At 72.4% G+C, this 20395-nt stretch carries 19 protein-coding genes; 11 read left to right on the top strand and 8 right to left on the bottom strand.

Translation table 11 applies throughout. The features are described 5' to 3' along the window. Positions 1-37: 37 nt before the first annotated feature. From ACWC2B_RS13810 to ACWC2B_RS13795, 4 genes are all read right to left on the bottom strand, one after another. On the bottom strand, positions 38-742 hold the full coding sequence (locus ACWC2B_RS13810) for a nitroreductase family protein (RefSeq protein WP_450716658.1): 705 nt from the start codon (positions 740-742) through the stop codon (positions 38-40). A 249-nt stretch (positions 743-991) separates the two neighbouring features. Continuing rightward, positions 992-2185, bottom strand: a complete 1194-nt coding sequence (locus ACWC2B_RS13805; protein ID WP_450716657.1) for a lysophospholipid acyltransferase family protein — start codon at positions 2183-2185, stop codon at positions 992-994. Then, positions 2182-3024 carry a phosphatidate cytidylyltransferase gene (locus ACWC2B_RS13800; protein ID WP_450716656.1) on the bottom strand — a complete coding sequence of 281 codons (843 nt, stop codon included), beginning with the start codon at positions 3022-3024 and terminating at the stop codon, positions 2182-2184. Before ACWC2B_RS13800 ends, ACWC2B_RS13805 begins: the two co-directional genes overlap by 4 nt. Beyond that, positions 3021-3596: a CDP-alcohol phosphatidyltransferase family protein gene (locus ACWC2B_RS13795; protein WP_450716655.1), complete on the bottom strand. Its 576-nt coding sequence runs from the start codon at positions 3594-3596 to the stop codon at positions 3021-3023. Before ACWC2B_RS13795 ends, ACWC2B_RS13800 begins: the two co-directional genes overlap by 4 nt. Positions 3597-3695: 99 nt before the next feature. On the opposite strand from ACWC2B_RS13795, the gene ACWC2B_RS13790 reads away from it, so the two are divergent. Then, the gene (locus ACWC2B_RS13790; RefSeq protein WP_450716654.1) at positions 3696-4250 is read left to right on the top strand and encodes a GNAT family N-acetyltransferase; all 555 of its coding nucleotides are present in this window, start codon (positions 3696-3698) and stop codon (positions 4248-4250) included. A gap of 57 nt (positions 4251-4307) precedes the next feature. On the opposite strand, the gene ACWC2B_RS13785 is transcribed toward ACWC2B_RS13790, so the two are convergent. The 3 genes from ACWC2B_RS13785 to ACWC2B_RS13775 all read right to left on the bottom strand — a co-directional run bounded on the left by ACWC2B_RS13785 (position 4308) and on the right by ACWC2B_RS13775 (position 6521). Continuing rightward, complete coding sequence (locus tag ACWC2B_RS13785) at positions 4308-5039, bottom strand: hypothetical protein (protein WP_450716653.1); 732 nt, start codon at positions 5037-5039, stop codon at positions 4308-4310. Further along, positions 5036-5383 (bottom strand): PadR family transcriptional regulator, encoded by a 348-nt coding sequence (locus ACWC2B_RS13780; protein ID WP_450716652.1) that lies wholly within the window; start codon positions 5381-5383, stop codon positions 5036-5038. Before ACWC2B_RS13780 ends, ACWC2B_RS13785 begins: the two co-directional genes overlap by 4 nt. A gap of 238 nt (positions 5384-5621) precedes the next feature. Continuing rightward, on the bottom strand, positions 5622-6521 hold the full coding sequence (locus tag ACWC2B_RS13775; RefSeq protein ID WP_450716651.1) for a LysR family transcriptional regulator: 900 nt from the start codon (positions 6519-6521) through the stop codon (positions 5622-5624). A gap of 93 nt (positions 6522-6614) precedes the next feature. Here ACWC2B_RS13775 and ACWC2B_RS13770 point away from each other — a divergent pair, with 93 nt between their 5' ends. The 4 genes from ACWC2B_RS13770 (at position 6615) to ACWC2B_RS13755 (ending at position 10875) form a co-directional block, all read left to right on the top strand. Further along, positions 6615-8054, top strand: coding sequence for an MFS transporter (locus ACWC2B_RS13770; protein WP_450716650.1), 1440 nt, complete (start codon positions 6615-6617; stop codon positions 8052-8054). A gap of 192 nt (positions 8055-8246) precedes the next feature. Beyond that, positions 8247-8375 carry a hypothetical protein gene (locus ACWC2B_RS13765; RefSeq protein WP_114038331.1) on the top strand — a complete coding sequence of 43 codons (129 nt, stop codon included), beginning with the start codon at positions 8247-8249 and terminating at the stop codon, positions 8373-8375. A 109-nt stretch (positions 8376-8484) separates the two neighbouring features. After that, entirely contained in the window at positions 8485-9534 is a 1050-nt protein-coding gene (locus ACWC2B_RS13760) for a 3-isopropylmalate dehydrogenase (RefSeq protein ID WP_450716649.1), read from the top strand. A 237-nt stretch (positions 9535-9771) separates the two neighbouring features. Continuing rightward, entirely contained in the window at positions 9772-10875 is a 1104-nt protein-coding gene (locus ACWC2B_RS13755) for a branched-chain amino acid aminotransferase (protein WP_450716648.1), read from the top strand. Between the two features lie 138 nt (positions 10876-11013). Here the strand turns inward: ACWC2B_RS13755 and ACWC2B_RS13750 are convergent, their stop codons facing one another. Continuing rightward, positions 11014-12450, bottom strand: coding sequence for a cytosine permease (locus ACWC2B_RS13750; protein WP_450716647.1), 1437 nt, complete (start codon positions 12448-12450; stop codon positions 11014-11016). A gap of 127 nt (positions 12451-12577) precedes the next feature. On the opposite strand from ACWC2B_RS13750, the gene ureA reads away from it, so the two are divergent. From ureA to ACWC2B_RS13720, 6 genes are all read left to right on the top strand, one after another. Continuing rightward, a complete protein-coding gene (gene ureA, locus ACWC2B_RS13745) occupies positions 12578-13270 on the top strand; it encodes an urease subunit gamma (RefSeq protein ID WP_450716646.1) in 693 nt (230 codons plus the stop codon). Then, positions 13270-14952, top strand: a complete 1683-nt coding sequence (locus tag ACWC2B_RS13740; RefSeq protein ID WP_450716645.1) for an urease subunit alpha — start codon at positions 13270-13272, stop codon at positions 14950-14952. Before ureA ends, ACWC2B_RS13740 begins: the two co-directional genes overlap by 1 nt. Positions 14953-14963: 11 nt before the next feature. Then, positions 14964-16001 (top strand): agmatine deiminase family protein, encoded by a 1038-nt coding sequence (locus tag ACWC2B_RS13735; protein WP_450716644.1) that lies wholly within the window; start codon positions 14964-14966, stop codon positions 15999-16001. A gap of 172 nt (positions 16002-16173) precedes the next feature. Further along, complete coding sequence (locus tag ACWC2B_RS13730; RefSeq protein WP_450716643.1) at positions 16174-18171, top strand: ATP-binding protein; 1998 nt, start codon at positions 16174-16176, stop codon at positions 18169-18171. After that, a complete protein-coding gene (locus ACWC2B_RS13725) occupies positions 18168-19685 on the top strand; it encodes an ABC transporter substrate-binding protein (RefSeq protein WP_450716642.1) in 1518 nt (505 codons plus the stop codon). Before ACWC2B_RS13730 ends, ACWC2B_RS13725 begins: the two co-directional genes overlap by 4 nt. A gap of 110 nt (positions 19686-19795) precedes the next feature. Further along, positions 19796-20338 carry a TetR/AcrR family transcriptional regulator gene (locus ACWC2B_RS13720; RefSeq protein ID WP_450716746.1) on the top strand — a complete coding sequence of 181 codons (543 nt, stop codon included), beginning with the start codon at positions 19796-19798 and terminating at the stop codon, positions 20336-20338. The last annotated feature ends 57 nt before the right edge of the window (positions 20339-20395 follow it).

Below are 20395 nucleotides of genomic sequence, written 5' to 3'. Positions count from 1 at the left end.
AGGTTCCCTGTGAATTTTCAGGAGTTGAGCCTGGCCCTCAAACCTCGACCAGCACCTGGTCGAGCGACTTGCGGACCAGATCGGGTACTTCGCAGTCGTCGGCCGGGTATCCGACCGGGATGACGGCGAACGCCTTCTCGTTCGCGGGCCGCTCCAGGACCTCGGACAGGAAGCGCATCGGGCTCGGCGTGTGCACGAGGGCCGCGAGGCCGGACTGGTGGAGGGCGGAGAGCAGCATGCCCACCGCGATTCCGACGGACTCGTCGACGTAGTAGTGCTTGTGCTTGGTGCCGTCCTCGGCGAGCCAGTAGCGCTGCTGGAAGACGACGAGCAGCACCGGGGCGTCGGTGAGGTGCGTCTTGACCGCGTCCGTGCCGATGGGCCGCAGCGCCGCGAGCCACTCCTCGCCGAGCCGCCCGTCGTAGGAGATCCGCTCCTCCTCCTCGGCCGCCTCGCGGATCCTGCGCCGTACGTCCGCGTCCTTGACCAGGACGAACGTCCACGGCTGCTGGTGCGCGCCGGAGGGCGCGGTCGCGGCGCAGGCGACCGCGTCACGGACGGCCTGCTCGGGGACGGGGTCGGGCGAGAACCGGCGCACGGTGCGGCGCTCGTCCATGCGCTCACGCAACTCGGCGGCCCGCGCCAGGGTTTCGGTGGTCGCCATCCGGGCCGGCCGGTAGGGGACGGGCCGGTACGGCTCGCCGTGGATCGGGGTCCAGTGCTGCTCGGTAGGTGTGGGCATGGGGGGAGTCTGGCGGTGGGGTGTGGTCTGGTCCAAGCCCCTTGACGCGTCGGTGACTTGAAAGGTTCAGCGCCCTTCACGGCGCGGGTGAACAATGCCGAGGGCGTGCCCTGCGTCGTAACGACGATGTCCGGCTCGGCGCGGTTGAGGAACTCAAGCCCTCCCCTTCCCCGTTGGCGAGTGGGACAGGGTGTCCCCGCCCGTCCGGGTTATGCGGCGACGCCGATCGAGTCTGCCAGCTCCCGGTCCTCACCCCCACGACCCCACAACAACCCCCAGCCCCACCCCGAAGCCCACCACCAGCACCCCCGCATACACCCCGTACCACCGCCTCCACCGCCGCATCAGCAGCGCCGCCGCGCCGAACGCGATGCCCACCGTCAGGGTGCGGGAGCCGCGTGACAGGGTGGCCGAGGGCAGCCACGAGGTCGTGGGGACCCTCGCTCGGCCCGCTTCCGCCGCGTACACCTTGAACGGGATGCCGTTCCACGGCTGGTGGCGGACCGCCGAGGCGCCCTCCGTCGAGAGCTCGTGGCGGACCTCCGCGCGCATCCGGTCCGTCGTCAGCGGGGCGGGCAAGTGCACGCCGGATGTGGCCAGTTGGAGGGCCAGTACGCTGCCTGCCAGGCTGCCCGCCAGGGCCGTGAGGGAGAGGGCCGCCGTCCTGCGCGGGGCCGCCGCGCACAGCGCCGCCAGGAGGAGTTCCGGCATCAGCGGCCAGCTCAGGGCCTCCGCGAAGGCCCAGGTGAAGGTCAGGAGGAGCCCTGCCCGCGAGGTGGCGAGGGCCGCGACCCGGCGGCGCAGCGGCGAGTCGCGCAGGGCCTCCGCGTTCGTGCGGGCGTGCAGCGCCGCCACCGCGTCCCGCGCCTCTTCGGGCGTGGCCGACGGCGGCAGGGGCGCCCCGATGCGGACCCGGATCAGCGCGTGCCGGAACCGGCCGTGCTTGGGGAGCAGCCGGTCCGTGCCCGCGATGCCGACCGGCACCACCGGCACCCCCGCGTGCTGCGCTAGGACCAGCGCGCCCCGATGGAACGAGCCGACCTCGCCGTCGCGGCCCCGGGTGCCCTCGGGGAAAAGGACCACCGCCCGGCCCGCGCGCAGCCCGTCCGTCATGGCCAGCAGGTCGTCCATGCCACCGCCGGAACGCCGTACGGGGAAGCCCGCCGCGAGCCGACTGCAGATCCGGCGCCGCCACGGCGAGGCGAACCAGTAGTCGGCGGCCGCCCCGATCGCGGGGGTGTGCCGGGCGTCGAGGGCGGCGAGCAACGCGGCGGTGTCGGCGTGCGAGGAGTGGTTGGCCACCACCACGCAGCCGCCGCGCGGCAGATGCCCCCGGCGTTCCACGCCGCCGGACAGCGTCAGCGCGCACCACCACAGGGCGCGCCGCAGCAGCGCGGCCACGCGCGGCCGGGTCCGGGGCGCCGGTATCAGGGTCGTCGTCATCGGGTCACCACCGTCGCGAGCAGCAGAGCGAGCAGAAGGGAGTCGATACGGTCGAGCAGGCCGCCGAACCCGGGCAGCCAACTACCCGCGTCCTTCACCCCGGCCTCCCGCTTCACCATGGATTCCAGCAGGTCGCCCAGTACGCAGCCGAGGGTCACCCCGGTCCACAGGAGTGGCCCCCATGCTCCAACTGCCAGCAGCACCAAGGCAGTTGCGGTGCCGGCGCCGAGTACCCCCGCCCACGTCTTGTTCGGGGAGAGCGGCGAGAGCGGGCGGGACAGTACGCCCCGGCGGCCCAGGAATGTACCGCCGCACCACGCGCCCACGTCACCCAGGGCCACCGCGAGGCCCACCGCGACCGCCGTGCCCCCGAGTGACACCAGGCCGGTCAGCGGGACCGCGATCCACAGCAGTCCGAAGACCGTGCGGGCGGCCGCGGTGAAGCCGGATTCCGCGTTGCCGCCCAGCAGGGAGGGGAGGGCCGCCGCCAGCAGGAGCAGGCCCGCCGCCCGCAGATCGAGGAGCGAGGGGACCGTCCACGCCAGCGCCGGGAGCGCCACCGCCGCCGCGCACAGCACCGCGTGCTCCGCCCGGCCGAGCCCCGCCATCCGTACGTACTCCGTCACAGCGACCACGCCCAGCGCCGCCGCCAGCGCGCACGCCCCGCCGCCGCCCAGGAACAGCGCACCCAGATAGACCGGCGCCGCCAGCGCCCAGGTCCGCCACCGCTTGCGCAACTCGGCCCGCATCCGCATCCGCGCCGGAAGCGCCGCCACCGCGAGCCCGCTCACGCCGAGCACGCCGACGGTCACCACGGCCGCACGACCGTACGTACTCATGCCGCCAGCTCCCGCCACAGCCACGCGCATCGGACGCCGGCCGTCACCACCGAGCCGATGGCGATCACCAGCAGCACCGGGGTCACCCACCCCGAGGCCGCCGCCACGGCCACCAGCAGGCAGCGCTCCGTCTTGCCGAGCGGGCCGCCGTTGCGGCGGGGGGCGCCGGCCGCCGCGCCCGCCAGGGCGATCCACGACGGCAACGTCGCGGCGAGTGCCGCCGTCGACACCAGCCACAGCGGGGCCAGCGGCAGGAAACCCGCCAGCACGATCAAGTCGGCCGCGCGGTCGCCCAGTTCGTTCAGGAGCGCGCCGCGCCTCGTCGTACGGCCCGTGTCGCGGGCCAGCGCTCCGTCCAGGTTCGCGAAGGCGAGGCGGGCCGCGAGCAGAACCGCGACCGGCAGGACGGCGAGCGGGGCGGGCAGCAGGGCGAGCGCCGCGGCCGCCCCCGCCGCGGACACCACGCCCGCCGCGGTCAGCGTGTCGGGCGACACCCCGCGCCGGGCGAGCGCCGCGCGGACGCCGGACAGCCGGTCCGCGTACCAGGGCTTGAGTGCGTAAAGGCCGTTCATGCCCTCCACTCTGCTGCCGCGTGACCGGCGCCACATGAGTGCCCGTACTCATAAGTAGCCCGGGTCCGGGGGCGGATGGGGCCTGAGAGGATGACGTACATGGACGTGACGCAACGCATCGTGCACACCTGTGAGCAACGCATGGTGCACACCTATGAGTTGAGCCCCGCCGAACTCGCCGGGATCCGGGCCCTCCTCGACACCGCCTTCGACGGCAACTTCAGCGACGACGACTGGGACCACGGGCTCGGCGGCCTGCACGCCCTCGTCCACCACGGAGGCGAACTCGTCGCGCACGGCAGCGTCGTCATGCGGCGGGTGCTGCACGCCGGACGCTCGTACCGCATCGGGTACGTCGAAGCCGTCGCCGTCCGGGCGGATCTGCGGCGGCGCGGGCTCGGCGGGCTCGTCATGGCGGCCCTGGAGCGGGTGATCGACGGCGCGTACGCCTTCGGGGCGCTGTCGGCGAGCGAGAAGGGCGCCCCGCTGTACCGGGCGCGGGGCTGGCAGGTGTGGGGCGGGCGCATCGAGGTGCTCGGACCGGACGGGGTGACGCCGCTCCCCGACGAGGAGGGCAGCACCTATGCGTGGGGTCAACTCCCCGGCACCTACGCACCGTTGACCTTCGACTGGCGGGACGGGGACGTCCTGTAGACGGCCGTCCGCCACAGCACTCCCGCGTCCCGCGCACAGCCGCTCGGGCCCCTGCCGTCACCGGCTCTCGATGCCCTTGGCGATGTCCCGCTTCACCCCGTACCAGCCGAGGAGCCCGCCCACGGGGATCGCGGCCAGCATGCCGAGGTAGGTGCCGGGCCGGTTCAGGTCGATCAGGCCGAAGCCGTAGCCGAGCACCAGCAGTGTCATCGAGATGACGAACACGGCGAGCAGGCCCCGGGACTTGGCGCTGAAGAACACGTGCCGCGAGGGCGTCGCCGGGGTCGCGGCCAGTTCGGCGGCCGGGCCCGCGCTGGCGGCGGCCGGGCGCTTGAAGTACGTCATGTGGAGCCAGCGGCCGCACGGCTCCCAGCCGTCCGGCTCAAGATCGGCGAACAGCGCCTCGCGCTCCTTCGCGCCGTGCGCGGTCTCGCGCCGGTACTCCCAGCGCATCGCCGCGTCCGGCCGGCGGCACACGAAGCGGCCGACGAAGTCGATCCCCTCGACCTCCCAGCCCTCGGCCCCGTACTGGTTGAGGAGCAGCCGGTCGGTGTAGATGTCGGCGGTCCACTTCCACGTCTCGGCCCCGGCCTCGGGCCGCTCGGCGCCGGGCCCCCGGGTGAGCCGGTCCGCGAAGACGTCGGGCGCGCCGAACTCCTCGCGGGCGTCGGCCGTTCCGGACTCCGCGAGGTAGCCGGTCAGGTCGGCGACGGTCGCGGACACCTCCTGCTCCGGCATGCCGCGGGCCGCGAGCAGCCGGCCGAGCTCGGCGAAGTATTCGGTGTTCACGCTGGTCCCCCTGGAACGGTGCTGGTGAGCATGGTGGTGACGGCGGAGTGGAACTCCCGCCAGGAAGAGCCCTGTTCGGCGAGAGCCCGGCGGCCGTCGTCGGTCAGCCGGTAGTAGCGCCGGCCCGGCCCGCGCTCGGCGGCCCGGAACTCGCCGACGGCCAGGCCGGCTTCCTCAAGGCGGTTGAGTACGGGATAGAGCGTCCCGCCCTTGATCTCGCCGAGCCCGGCGGCGGTGAGCGCCTTGGAGATCTCGTACCCGTAGCTCTCACCCCCGGTGAGACAGGACAGGACGAGGAGGTCAAGGACACCCTTGAGCCAGCTGGATCTGCGGTCTGCGGCCATGTGTGTATTCCAGCACCACCTAGATAGGAATGCAACCTAGGTGGGGATGCTGCGTGCAAGGATGGGTGGCTGCGGGAGCTGCGCCCCCAGCCGACCGCGCCCCCATCAGCCGCCTCTCCATCAGCCGCCTCTCCGTCGGCCGGCCCGCGGCGGCAGCAGGCCCGTCCGGGCCACCCTCAGCCGACTCGCCCGAGCCCGGTCGAGGTCCGTTCACCCCGATGACCTCTTGCCCCCGTCGCTATCTCCGCGAGGCCACTATCTCCGCGAGCGCCCCCCGCAACCACCGGTGCGCCGGATCCGTGTCCACCCTCATGTGCCAGGCCTGGACGAACGGGATGGACGGCAGATCGAGGGGGATGTCGAGGATCGCGAGCGGCATCGCTCGCGCCGCCTCCAGCGCGAACTGTCGCGGCATCAGTGCGAGCGCGTCCGAGCGGAGTGCGAAGAAGCAGGCCGCCGAGTACGTCGGCGCGGTGGCCAACACATCGCGCACCAGGCCGAGTTCGGCGAGGCGCTCGTCGACCACGCTGCGCACCCGGCCGCGCCGGGTGACCGTGATGTGGGGGAGTGTGGCGAACCGCTCGGGGGTCAACCGCTCGGCGGCGTAAGGGCCGTCGGCGCGCACCACCGCCGCGTAGGTGTACTCGCCCAGCGGGCTGCTGCGGATGTCGTGCGGCAGGCCGTGCATCTGGCCCACCTCCAGGTCGATCCGGTCCCGCAGGTCGGCCGGGTCCTCCTCGCCCTCGGGGAGCATGCGAAGGCGTACCCCGGGCGCCTCGCGCATCACCCGCTCGGTCAGCGCCGAACCGAAGATGACGGCCACGCCGTCATTGGACCGGATGGTGAACTCCCTTTGCAGGGTGGCCAGTTCGAGCTCCGGCGGCGGGCGGAGGGCGGCCAGGGCCGCCCCCAGGGCCGCCTCCACGTGCGGCTGAAGCTCCCGGGCGCGCGGCGTCAGTGTGAGGCCCCGCCCCGACGGTACGAGCAGCTCGTCGCCCACCACCCGGCGCAGTCGCCCCAGGGTGCGGCTCATCGCGGACGGCGAGATCCGCATCTCGGCGGCGGCCCCCGCCACACTCCCGGCCCGCAGCAGGGCGTCGAGCGAGGGCAGCAGATTCATGTCCGGCAGCTGTTGCATGCGGCGAGTATGGCCGAATGCTGCATCCTGTGCACGGCTCACTTAACCGATCGGACCTTGTGTGCAGCAATGGGCGCGGTCAGTCTTGACCCCATGCTCGAACCCAGACAGCGCGCCACCGCCCTGCTCGTCGCCGGCTGCTTCTTCATGGAGATGCTCGACGGCACCATCGTGGCCACCGCCGCCCCCCAGATGGCGGCCTCCCTCGGCACCACGCCCGCCTCCGTCGGCCTGGTGATCACCGTTTATCTGCTGACCCTCGCCGTGCTCATACCGCTCAGCGGCTGGCTCACCGCCCGCTACGGCGCCCGGCGGATCTTTCTCACCGCCATCGTGCTGTTCACGCTCGCCTCGGCGGGCTGCGCGGCCAGTGGAAGCCTCGGTCTCCTCATGGCCATGCGGGTCCTGCAAGGTGCGGGCGGCGCGATGATGGTGCCGGTCGGCCGGCTCCTGGTGCTCAACGGGGCCGCGAAGACCGACATCCCGAAGATCATGGCGTACATCGTGTGGCCGGGCCTGATGGCGCCCGTCCTCGCCCCGCTGCTCGGCGGACTGCTCACCACGTACGCAAGCTGGCACTGGATGTTCCTGGTCAACCTTCCGCTCGGCGCGGCCGCGTTCGCCGTCGCCCGGCGCCTGGTGGCGGCCGGGCCGACCGCGACCCCGCCGCCCCTGGACGTGCTTGGCGTGCTGCTCAGCTGCACCGGGCTCGCCGCCCTCACCTGGGCCGCCCACCTGGTCGCCGACACCGACAGCGGCCGGCCGGTGGTCGTCGCCGTCGCCGCGCTCGCGGTCCTCGCGCTCGGCGCGGCCGCCCGCCATCTGCTGCGTACCGCCCACCCGTTGGTCAATCTGCGCACCCTGGACGTGGCGTCGTTCCGGGCCACCGTGACCTACGGCTCGCTCTTCTGGATCGTGGTCGGCGCCATGCCCTTCCTGCTGCCCCTCCTCTTCCAGGAGGTCTTCGGCTGGAGTGCGGTGAAGTCCGGCGCCGTGGTGCTGTTCGTGTTCGTCGGCAACATCGGGATCAAGCCCGCGACCACATACCTCCTGAACCGCTTCGGCTTCCGCCCGCTGCTGCTCGTCTCCACCGTCGGGCTCGCGGTGACCGTCGCGGGCTGCGCGCTGCTCACCGGCGCGACCCCCGTCGCCGTGACCGCCGTCCTCGTCATGCTCAGTGGGGCCGCCCGTTCGCTCGGCCTGACCTGCTACTCCACCATCGCGTTCAGCGAGATGGCGCCCGAGCGGCTGCGCGACGCCAACGCGCTGTCCGCGACCGCCACCCAACTGGCGGCCGGACTCGGCGTCGCCGTCGCGACGGTCGCACTGCGCCTGGGCGGCGCCTTCACCGACGCGCCCTCCGCCGCCTACGCGGTGGCGTTCTGCCTGCTCGGCGCCCTCTGCCTGGCCTCCACGGTGGGTGCGCTGCGGCTGCACCGGGGCGCGGGCGACTCGGTGCGTACGAGGCTCGCGCAGCCGTCTCCCCGCACCTCGTCGAAGGTGCCCGTCTCAGATAGTAGGAAGTCCGAGTAATTGTAGAGACAGACTCCAGCGCAAGGCTTAGCTTTGTAGAAGCCGAACGTCTCGCTGATCCAGCGAATGGCGGTCGTGAGCGCGATGCCCCTTGGCAGGCAACCCCTGCGGCGGCGCTCCCCGCCCCTTCCGGCACCTCACTGCATCCGCCGGGGCCCGCCCCGGACCTCCCAGCAGAGGAGTCGAATCCCCATGGTCAAGCAGCCCGTCCGCCGAGTCCGTCACTCTTCGCGCAGCAGCGAGTCCGACCGCAAGAACGCCGCCGCCGCCCTCCAGCGCGCGCTGGACCGCAGGGACAACGGCGGCGCGACCGGGCACTGAGCCCCGGCCCAGCGGAAGGTGCCCGCACTGCCGCGAACCGCGGCATGTGCCCCTGTCCACAGTATGGACATCGGGTGTCAATGGCTGGGACGGCCAGTAGGGTTCCCCCATGTCGGCAAGTTCTCGCAGCATCAATCTCGCAGTGATCCCCGGTGACGGCATCGGCCAGGAGGTCGTGGCCCAGGGCCTGAAGGTTCTCAGTGCCGTCCTTCCGCAGGATGTGAAGCTGGAGACCAGGGAGTTCGACTTCGGCGCCCGGCGCTACCACGCCACCGGTGAGACCCTCACGGACGCCGACGTCGACGCCCTCAAGCAGCACGACGCGATCCTGCTCGGCGCGATCGGCGACCCCTCGGTCCCGTCCGGCGTCCTGGAGCGCGGCTTCCTGCTGAAGCTCCGCTTCCTCTTCGACCACTACGTCAACCTCCGCCCCAGCAGGCTGCTCCCCGGCGTCGCCACCCCGCTCGCCGGCCAGCCCGAGATCGACTTCATCGTCGTGCGCGAGGGCACCGAGGGCCCGTACACCGGCAACGGCGGTTCGATCCGTACCGGTACGCCGCACGAGGTCGCCACCGAGGTCTCGGTCAACACCGCCTTCGGTGTCGAGCGCGTGGTCCGTGACGCCTTCGCCCGCGCCCAGGCCCGCCCGCGCAAGAAGCTGACGCTGGTCCACAAGAACAACGTGCTGGCCTACGCCGGTCACCTGTGGACCAACATCTTCAACAAGGTGGCGAAGGAGTTCCCCGACGTCACCACCGACTACCTGCACGTGGACGCGGCGACGATCTTCCTCGTCACCGACCCCGCACGGTTCGACGTGATCGTCACCGACAACCTCTTCGGCGACATCATCACCGACCTCGCCGCGGCCGTCTCCGGCGGCATCGGCGTCGCGGCCTCCGGCAACATCAACCCGAGCGGCGAGTTCCCGTCGATGTTCGAGCCGGTGCACGGCTCCGCGCCGGACATCGCGGGCCAGGGCAAGGCGGACCCCTCGGCCACGATCCTCTCCGTCGCGCTGCTCCTGCGCCACCTCGGCTACGACGCCGAGGCGGCCCGCATCGAGGCCGCCGTCTCCGAGGACCTCGCGGCCCGCGGCGACTCGGTCCGTACGACGGACGAGATCGGCGACGCGCTCGCCGTACGGGTAGCCGGCTGACCCCGCGGCACACACGTAACAGCCGCCGGGTCGCATTTCGCACCCGGCGGCTTTTCGCATGCGGCCACCGGGTGACACCATCAACCCCGGACCGCACATCACACCGTTATGTCCAACGCCCCGCCAAGAGCGATAATCGGACGTGGGCCGCGGCATGCGGAGCAGCTCGGACGTCCACGCGGTAGCGGCGGCGTGAGCGCGGTCCGTCACTATCCACCGGTGAAGGACACAGCACTCATGACGACGCCCACGATCGAGCTCAAGCCCACCTCGCATCCGCTGTCCGACGCGGAGCGCGAGGCGATTCTGGCCAGCCCCGGTTTCGGCCGCCACTTCACCGACAACATGGTGACGGTCCGCTGGACCGAGGGCCGCGGCTGGCACGACGCCCAGCTCGTGCCGTACGCCCCGCTGTCCATGGACCCGGCGAACATGACGCTGCACTACGCGCAGACGATCTTCGAGGGCCTCAAGGCGTACCGCCAGCCCGACGGCACGGTCGCCACCTTCCGGCCCGAGGCCAACGCCGAGCGCTTCCAGTCCTCGGCCCGCCGCATCGCGATGCCCGAGGTGCCCGTCGACCTCTTCATCGCGGCCTGCGACGCACTGGTCCAGCAGGACAAGGCGTGGGTCCCGGCCACCGGCGAGGCCTCGCTCTACCTGCGGCCCTTCATGATCGCGACCGAGGTCGGCCTCGGTGTGCGGCCGGCCAACGAGTACCTGTTCATCGTGATCGCCTCCCCGGCCGGCGCCTACTTCCCCGGCGGCGTGAAGCCCGTCTCGGTGTGGCTGTCCGAGGAGTACGTCCGTGCCGTCAAGGGCGGCACCGGCGCGGCCAAGACCGGCGGCAACTACGCGGCCTCCCTGGTCGCGCAGGCCGAGGCCGCCCAGCACGGCTGCGACCAGGTGGTCTGGCTGGACGCGGTCGAGCACCGCTGGATCGAGGAAATGGGCGGCATGAACCTGTACTTCGTGTACGGGGCTGCGTCCGATCAAAAGCCCAAGATCGTCACCCCCGAGCTGACCGGCTCGCTGCTTCCCGGCATCACCCGCGACTCCCTCCTGAAGATCGCCCGCGACCTCGGGTACGAGGCCGTCGAGGGGCGGATCTCCACGGAGGACTGGAAGCGCGACAACGAGAACGGCTCGCTGACCGAGGTCTTCGCCTGCGGCACGGCGGCCGTCATCACCCCCGTGGGCTCGGTGAAGTCCGCCCGGGCCAACTGGACGCAGGGCGACGGTGAGCCCGGCGAGGTCACGATGAAGCTGCGTAAGGCTCTGCTTGAGCTTCAGACGGGGCAGGCCCCGGATCCCCATGGCTGGATGCACCCGCTGGGCTAGGCGAGAGTGGGGTCGGGTTTCCGACGGAGGGCCGGCTGTGGCTGGTCGCGCAGTTCCCCGCGCCCCTGAGCGGCATGGGGTGGCCCAGCCCGATTGGTCAGGCCCCGGGCCCCATAGCGGCATGCGGTACAGCTTCGGCTAGTTCTCGGCCAGGGCCGTCTCGGACCTCGTGTCCTTGGCGGCCCTTTCCGTTGCCCGGGAGCGGGCCGTCAAAGCCGCGTATGCCACGCCGCCCACCAACCCCGACAGCAGGAAGCTGCAGTCCACTCCGCCCGTCCAACTGAGCAGCGGGCCCTGGTAGTTGGGGAGGGAGACCGAGAGGAGGCCCGTGGCCGCGCCCAGGGCCCAGGAGGCCACCGCGCGGAGGTTCCAGCCGGCCCGGTACCAGTAGATGCCGCCCCGCGAGCGGCGGTTGAAGACCTGGAGGGCGTCGGCGTCGTACACGCCGCGGCAGCGCACGAAGCCGATCAGGGTGATCACCGCCCAGGGTGTGCCGATCGCCGTGAGCAGCAGGACGAACGAGGTCATCGCGGCCTGCGCGTCCCAGGCGAAGTGGCCCGCGAAGACACACACCGTGGCGACGACCGCCACCGCGAACGTCGCCTGGGTGCGCGAGGCGCGCGGCAGGATCGCGTCCAGGTCGAGGCCCATCGAGTACAGCATCAGACCCGCGTTGCCCACCGAGCCCGCCGACGCCGCGAGCAGCAGCGGCACCAGATACCAGCCGGGGGCGGCCGAGACCAGCGGGCCCGCGTAGTCGGTGGCCGCGCGAGCCGCGTACGCCGTGAACGTGCCGAAGAGCTGCGGCACCAGAAGGCCCGCCGTCAGGCCGAGCCATGTGGCGTGCAGGACGCGGCGCGAGGGGTGGCGGGTCGGCGAGATGTAGCGCGTGTAGTCGCCGAGCAGGGTGATGAACGCGATCGGGCCACTGAGCCCGGCCGCGACGAGTGCGAGGAGCCAGGTCGGCCAGAACGAGCCGAGCAGATAGCCGCCCGCGTCGGGCAGCGCGGCGGTGGTGAAGTGCGGTGCGTAGGCGACGACTCCGAGGATCAGCAGCGCGGTCATGCCCACGGCCAGGATGCGCGAAAGACGGAGCAGCACCCGGTAGCCGTAGACGGCGCCGATGACGGTGGCCGCGGCGAGCAGCGCGTACACGATGCCGTACGTGATCCCGCCCGTCGGCAGGCCGAACAGGCGGTGCAGGATGCCCGTCATCGCGTCCCCGCCGATCCACACGGTCAGCGCGGTGTAGCCGAGCGAGAGCAGCAGGCCCACCACTGAGCCCACCAGCCTTCCGCGTACGCCGAATTGGGCGCCGGAGGATGTGGACAGGTTGGTCGCGGTGCGCAGGGAGACGAGCGCGAGCGGGGCCGTCAGGAGGGTGCCGACGACCGTGCCCGCCACGATCGCGCTGACCGACGCCCACCAGCCGAGGCCGAAGGAGACCGGCAGCCAGCCGAAGACGATCACTCCGAGGCACAGGTTCGAGCCGAGCAGGATCGACACGAGATCGCGGGGCCCGCTGGTGCGTTCCGCTTCCGGGACCGTATCGACTCCGCGCTGTTCTATGGGCATGCCGGAACCTCTCACTCTCGGGGGGTTTGAGTGGCGCTCAATGTGACTCATGCCAAGTGGTGCCGTCAATGCTTTCGCGCAGTGGAATCTCTGGTTAGAGTGGTGTTCAAACAGGAGGTGTGGTGGCGTGCGACTGACCCCGACGGAGCGTGACCGGCTGCTGCTGTTCGGCGCCGCGGAACTGGCCCGGGCCCGCAGGGCCCGCGGGCTCCGCTTGAACGTGCCCGAGGCGACCGCCCTGATCGCGGACACCGTCTGCGAGGCGGCCCGCGACGGCAGGCGGCTCGCCGAGGCCATCGAGGCGGCCCGCGCCGTGCTCGGCCCCGACGACGTGCTGCCCGGCGTGTCCGACGTGGTCACCGAGGTCCATGTGGAGGCCGTCTTCGACGACGGCTCCCGGCTCGCGGTGGTGCCCGACCCCATCGGCGGCACGGCGGGCGCGGCGGCCCCCGGCGCGCTGCTGCCCGGCTACGGCTACGAGGAGGCGGCTCCCGAGGTGCTGCTCACCGTGACCAACACCGCTCCGGTGCCGGTGAGCGTCACCTCGCACTTCCACTTCTTCGAGGCCAACCCGCGGCTCGACTTCGACCGGGCCGCGGCCTACGGCATGCGGCTGTGCGTGCCCGCCGGGTCCTCGGTGCGGTTCGGGCCGGGCGAGAGCGAGGAGGTCGGCCTCGTCCCGATCGGCGGCGACCGTGTGGCGATCGGCTTCGCGGGCCTGGTCGACGGGCCCCTCGACGCGCCCGGCGCCCGGCAGGAGGCCCTGCGCAGGGCCGCGGCCTGCGGATATCTCGGAACCACCCGTGGGGGAGACACGTGATGGACCCGTACGAGTACGCCTCCGTGCACGGCCCCCGCACCGGTGACCGGATCCGGCTCGGGGACTCGGGCCTGACCGTCCGGGTCGAGTCCGACGCCCAGCGGCCCGGCGACGAGTTCCTGGCCGGGTTCGGCAAGACGGCCCGCGACGGGCTGCATCTGAAGGCCGCCGCCGTCCGCGAGACCTGTGACGTGGTGATCAGCAACGTCGTCGTGATCGACGCGGTGCAGGGCATCCGCAAGGTGTCCATCGGCATCCGCGAGGGACGGATCTGCTCCATCGGGCGGGCCGGCAACCCCGACACCCTCGACGGCGTGGACGTGGTCGTCGGCACCGGCACCTCGATCGTCTCCGGCGAGGGGCTCATCGCCACCGCCGGAGCCGTCGACACCCACGTACACCTGCTCTCGCCGCGCATCATGGAGGCCTCGCTCGCCTCCGGAGTCACCACGATCATCGGCCAGGAGTTCGGCCCGGTCTGGGGCGTCGGCGTCAACTCGCCCTGGGCGCTGCGGGGCGCCTTCGCGGCCTTCGACGCCTGGCCCGTCAACATCGGCTTCCTGGGGCGGGGTTCGTCCTCGAACGGGGCTCCGCTGGTGGAGGCGCTCGCCGAAGGCGGGGCCTGCGGGTTCAAGGTCCACGAGGACATGGGCGCGCACACCCGGGCGCTCGACACAGCGCTGCGCGTGGCCGAGGAGCACGACGTCCAAGTCGCCCTGCACAGCGACGGGTTGAACGAGTGCCTCACCGTCGAGGACACCCTGAAGGTGCTCGAAGGCCGCACCATCCACGCCTTCCACATCGAGGGCTGCGGCGGCGGACACGTACCCAACGTGCTGAAGATGGCGGGCGTGCCCAACGTCATCGGGTCGTCCACCAACCCCACCCTGCCCTTCGGCCGGGACGCGGTCGCCGAGCACTACGGCATGATCGTCTCGGTCCACGACCTCAAGACCGATCTGCCGGGCGACGCGGCGATGGCCCGCGACCGCATCCGGGCCGGGACGATGGGTGCCGAAGACGTGCTGCACGATCTGGGCGCGATCGGCATCACCTCATCCGACGCCCAGGGCATGGGCCGAGCGGGCGAGACCGTACGGCGCACGTTCGCGATGGCCGGGAAGATGAAGGCCGAGCTCGGCCCCCTGGAGGGCGACGGGCCCGGTGACGACAACGCGCGCGTCCTTCGCTACATGGCGAAGCTGACCATCAACCCGGCCATCGCGCACGGCCTCTCGCACGAGATCGGCTCCATCGAGACCGGCAAGATGGCCGACATCGTGCTGTGGCGCCCGGCCTACTTCGGTGCCAAGCCGCAGATGGTCCTCAAGTCCGGGTTCCCCGCGTGGGGCGTCACCGGCGACCCCAACGCGGCCACCGACACCTGCGAACCGCTCGTGCTCGGCCCCCTGTTCGGCGCCCATGGCTCCGCCGCCGCCGAGCTGTCCGTCGCCTTCGTGGCGAACGCCGCCCTCGACCAGGGCAACGACCGGCTGCCCACCCGCCGCCGCCGGGTCGCGGTGCGCGGCACACGTGGCATCGGCCCCGCCGACCTGCTGCTCAACTCCCGTACCGGAGCCGTCGGCGTGGACGGCCGCACCGGGCTCGTCACCCTCGACGGCGACCCGCTGCGCTCCGAACCGGCCGACTCCGTCTCCCTCAACCGCCTCTACTTCCTGTAAGGACCACCCTGATGTCTGCTGCCGCCGACGGCTTCCGCATGCCCGCCGAGTGGACCCCGCACGAGCGGACCTGGATGGCATGGCCGGGCCCCAACGTGACCTTCCCGAACGACGCCGAGCTGGCCGAGTCCCGCGCCGCCTGGGCCTCGGTCGCCCGCGCGGTACGCCGCTTCGAACCGGTCACCATGGTCGTGGGCCCGGGCCAGGCCGAAGGCGCCCGCGGGCTGCTCGGACCCGACATCGAGCTGGTCGAGCGCGAACTCGACGACGCCTGGATGCGGGACATCGGCCCCACCTTCCTCACCGACGGAAAAGGCCAACTGGCCGCCGTGGACTGGACGTTCAACGGCTGGGGCGCCCAGGACTGGGCGACCTGGGAGCACGACGCGAAGATCGGCGCCCACGTCTCGGACCTGGCCGGCGCACGCACGTACACCTCGCGCCTGGTCAACGAGGGCGGTGCGATCCACGTCGACGGCGAGGGCACGGTGCTGCTCACCGAGACCGTCCAGCTCGGCCCCGAGCGCAACCCCGACTGGACGCGCGAGGAGGTCGAGACCGAGATCCACGCCATGCTCGGCACCCGCAAGGCCATCTGGCTGCGCCGCGGCCTCACCGCCGACTACCCGCCGCACGGCTACGGCACGCTGGGCCACGTCGACATCGTCGCCGCGTTCGCCCGGCCCGGCGTCGTGGTCGCCCACACCCAGCCCGACCCGGCCCACCCCGACCACGAGCTCTGCAAGGAGAACGTGGCGCTGCTCCGCGCCCAGACCGACGCGCGGGGCCGCGCCCTGGAGGTGGTGGAGATCCCCGCGCCCACGGTCGTCCAGGACGACCACGGCTGGGTCGACTACTCCTACATCAACCACTACCTCTGCAACGGCGGCGTGGTCCTGTGCGCCTTCGACGACCCGCGCGACGAGAACGCGGCGGGCATCTTCCGCCGCCTCTTCCCCGACCGCACGGTGACCCTGGTCGACGCCCGGACGATCTTCGCGGGCGGCGGCGGCATCCACTGCATCACCCAGCAGCAGCCGAGGGTGTGACGCCGGGGCGCGGGCCACTCCCCGGGCCGGGGAGCGCGCCGTCGCGTATGCCACCGGCGAATTCCGGACCCTGTGGCGGAAAACTCGGGAAAGCTTGCAACCCCCGCCCCCCACAGGGATATTGACCCTCGCCGGTGCCGCGACGTGGTGGCGCTCATCACCAGGGGGGCCGATGCTGCGGGAGTGGGCGGGGGAGTCCGAGCGCGACCGGTCGGTGCGCAGCCACACCGAGTCGGCGCTGCTGCCCGGAGCGGGCGGCGGGGTCGTCGAACAGCGGCCCGTCACCTTGCTGCTCGGCCCGCGCGGCAGCGGCAAGACGACCCTGCTGCGGGCGATCGGGCAGTGGGCCGCGGTCGGCCCGGTGGCCCGGCTCGACCTCGCCGAACTGGCCCGCCACGAACAGCGGCCGCTGGACGTCCTCAAGGCGGTGGCGTACGAGATCGAGCCCCGCAAGAAGCACGTGCCGCGCATCTCGCTGCCCGCCTTCCGCCTGATGACCGAGGCGCTCGCCCTCGAACTCGACTCCCGGGACCGGGCGGCGGCGCGCCGCCGGCTGGCCGAGGCGCTGGCCGGTCCGCCCTCCCATTGGCTGCCGCACGTCGTCCAGGTCGCCCAGACCGCCGGATCACTGGCCGGACTGCCGTCCCCGTTCACCGAGGCGTTCAGGGTGCTGCCGACCATCGAAGCGGTCCTGCGCCACGGGCAGATGCTGCGCCGCCTCTCCAGGATCCGGTGGGCCTCCGCCGTCACCTCGGCCCTGGACATCCTGATCGAACTCAACCTCGCCCACCGCTCCGCCTCCCCCGAGGAGCGCGACGTCACCGAACGCATCGTGTGCCAGGTCTTCCTCCAGGAACTACGGCGCTGCTACACCCGCAAGGACTGGGCGGTGCGCACCCTGGTGCTCCTGGACAACGCCGACAACCACCTCGGCGGCGAGGTGCTGCGCCTGCTGGTCCAGGAGCGCCGCGGAGCCGACCGGGACCCCCTGGTGGTCCTCGCCATGGCGGGCAGCTACCCGCGGGCCCTGAAGGACGCCGGCTTCGGATGGCAGTACGCCACCGACGGCTACCCCGGGCCCTGGCCCGCGGGCACGACCTTCGACCCGCAGGAGGTCACGGAGGGGCTGCGGGTGGGGCGGCTGCGCGATCTGACGCGGAGCGAGGTGGAACAGCAGGCCAAGGAGGTCTTCCAGTCGACGGTCGCGCCCCCGCCCCGGGGCAACGCCGGGGCGCGCTGGCTCGGCTGGGTGGTGTACGAGATCACCCGGGGGCAGCCCACGGCGACCGCCCGCCTCCTCGGCGCCCTGCACGGCTTCGAGCCGTCGGCGCCCTGGGGGGAGCGGCTGCGCCGCGCTCTGGAGCCGTCGGCCGGCCTGGTCCACGACCTCCGGGACCGATTGCTGCCCATCGACCCGCCGCAGGGGCTGTGCCCGGCGCTGGCCAGAGCCGCGGCCGCACCGGACCTGGCGCAGGCCGCCGTCGCCCAGTGGCTTCAGGCCGAGGGCGAGACAGCGGCCCATCTCGGCCAGGAATTCCGGGCGTTCGCCCGCGACCGGCTGCGCACCATGCACATCGACACCGGCGATCCGCTCGCCGACGGCCCCCCGGGCACCCCGCACCCGCTGCTGCGTCGCCTGCTGCTGAGCGCCCTGGACGACCCGGGCGCGCTTCACGCCGGGCTGCGCGCGGAGGCGGCCGCCAGGGGCGAGCCGGGTCTCGCCGCCTATCACGCGCTGGCCTGCGGTGACCTCGCCGCGGCCGCGGCCCACCTGGACGCGATCTTCGAGCAGGACACCCCGGAGCAGTGGTGCGCCGCGCTGTGCCGGCTGCGCCGCGCCCCGCTGCCGCCCGCGCTCAGCGGTCCGGGCAGCGAGCCCTGGGAGCAGTACGAGGCCCTGGTGCGGCACCTGCGCGACGACACCGTGCCCCGGCTGCGCACCATCACCCGTCTCCTCGCGGCCAGTTGGCTGGCCCCGGAGCCCGCCGATGACCCGGCCACGGACCGGGTCGGGGACCCCTACCGCGATCCCCTCGGGGACCCGTACGCCTCGCTCTTCGGGGAGGTCTACGCCCGCTTCCATACCCTGGCCGCCGCCCACACCGAGCGTGTCGCCTGGGCCAACGTGCTCCAGGACAAGGCGCAGCAGTACAAGGAGGAGCCCTGGTGACGAGCCGTACGACGATCGACCTTCCCCGTCCTCCAGGCCACAAGTGGCTGTGGGTGGCGCTGGTCGCCGCATGCACGGTGCTGGTCGCCGTCGTCCTCGTCAGGGTCTTCGAGCCGGACACCGACTGCGCCCCGGGCGTCACCGAGCGGGCCGGCGGTGAGTGCGTCGGAGTGAGCGACGGCTCCTTCGCCTTCCCCGCCCTCGGCGACATCAGCGGCCGGATCCGCGACGAGAACCGCAAGGTCGAGAAGTCCGGTGAGAAGTCGGTGACCATCGCCTACCTGGAGTCGATGTCCGGCGGCACCGAGGACCGGGGCCCCGAAGGTACCCGCCAGGCGGTCACCGGCGCCCACCTCGCGCAGCAGGAGATCAACAGCGAGCGCGGCACCCTGCCGAGGGTGCGGCTGCTCCTGGCCAACACCGGACGCGACGACGCGTACGCCCAGGACGTGGTCGACCAGCTCCTGCGGATGAAGGACGAGGAGCACCTGGTCGCCGTCGCCGGGATAGGGCAGAGCAACGCCCGCACGCTGGCCGCGGTGGACAGGCTCCGCGCCGCCGGGATGCCCGTCGTGGGTGCGACGGTGGCCGGGGTCGAGATGAGGTCCCAGGCTCCCGGCTTCTTCCGGGTGTCCTTCCCCGCCGACGAGCAGGCCTCGGCCGCGGCCCGCTACTTCAAGGACCAACAGGACAAGCACCCCGGGTACCGGTTGCAGGTCGTCAAGGACAACAAGGCCGGGGACATCTACAACGCCTCGCTGTACAACGGGTTCATGGCCGCCGCCCAGCGCACCGGCCTCAAGGTCGAGACGGTGGTCCCGTTCACCTCCGGCGCGGCTCCCGGCGGCGGCAACGCGCTGCGCGTGGTCGCGGAGAAGGTCTGTGTCACCGGAGCCGCCCCCGACGGCGTCTACTTCGCCGCCCGGGGACGGGAGTTGCGCAGCTTCATCGAGGCGGCGGGCGAGGACCGGCGCAGCTGTCCGGTGCGGGTGCTCTCCGGGTCCAGCGCGGTCGGCCTGTACTTCGACACCGGCCGCGCGTCCGGCACCGCCGAGATGGAAGAGCTGGGGCGGCGCTGGAAAGCCAGCGGCCTCACGGCGTCCTACACCGCGTACGCCCATCCCGGCGCCTCCGCGCAGATGTACGGCGGCCAGGAGCGCGGCCCGTTCCCCGACTTCCAGCGCCGCTACCTCCAGCTCCGTAGCGGAAGCGCGGGCGAACTCAACAACGGGCAGGCCATGGTGGGCCACGACGCGGTGTACACGATCGGCATCGCCGCGCGCCGGGCGGTGGACACCTACGGCCCGGACAAGGTCACCTCCAGCACGGTCCTCGACCTGCTCGGCCAGACCAACGGCACGTACAAGGTACGCGGGGTCAGCGGTGAGATCGCCTTCGCGCCCGACACCGGGGAGCCGTCCGACCGGTCGATGGCCCTGGTCGAGCTGGGCCCGCCGACGGCGCCCGGCGACGAGGGCAACCAGTACCGGTTCGTCGGCACCCTCAAGCCCTAGGGGCTGTCCGCATGGCCGGGCCCGCCCCCGCGATCAGGTAGAACATACGGGTGAACGCACCCCGCCGCCGCAACACCGCCCCGCCCCGCGAGGAAGTGCTCGTCGCCGCCATGGCCACGATCGCCGAACGCGGGCTCGACGGGCTCACCATGGCCGGGCTCGGGCGTGAGGTCGGCATGTCCAGCGGGCATCTCCTCTACTACTTCCGCAGCAAGGACGAGCTGCTGCTCCAGACCCTGGAGTGGAGCGAGGGCCGCCTCGGCGAGGAGCGCCGCGGGCTGCTCGTGCGGCCCGGCACGGCCCGCGAGCGCCTGGACGCCTACATCGACCTGTACGTTCCCGACGGGCCGCGCGATCCGCACTGGATCCTGTGGCTGGAGGTCTGGAACCGCTCGCAGAACGCCGACCACGCCGCCCGCGCCCGCCAGGCCGCCATCGAGGGGGCCTGGCACCGCGACCTGGTCGCGATAGTCGCCGAGGGCGTCTCGCGTGGCGAGTTCCGCCCGGTGGACGCCGACCGTTTCGCGGCCCGCCTGCGCGCCCTGCTCGACGGGTTCAGCGTGCACGTCGCCGTCGGCCTGCCCGGCACCGGACGGCCCCAAGTCCTCGACCACGTAAGGGAGTTCGTGGACGAGTCACTGATGCGGCGCTGACGGTGGGAACGCAACGCACGCAAGTAGGCCCGATCGTTGCGGCCGCACGCCTTGTCG

It is taken from the genome of Streptomyces sp. NPDC001415, assembly GCF_053597395.1.
The sequence above is the reverse complement of the archived record's forward strand: the minus strand, read 5'-3'. Positions and strand labels throughout refer to the sequence as shown.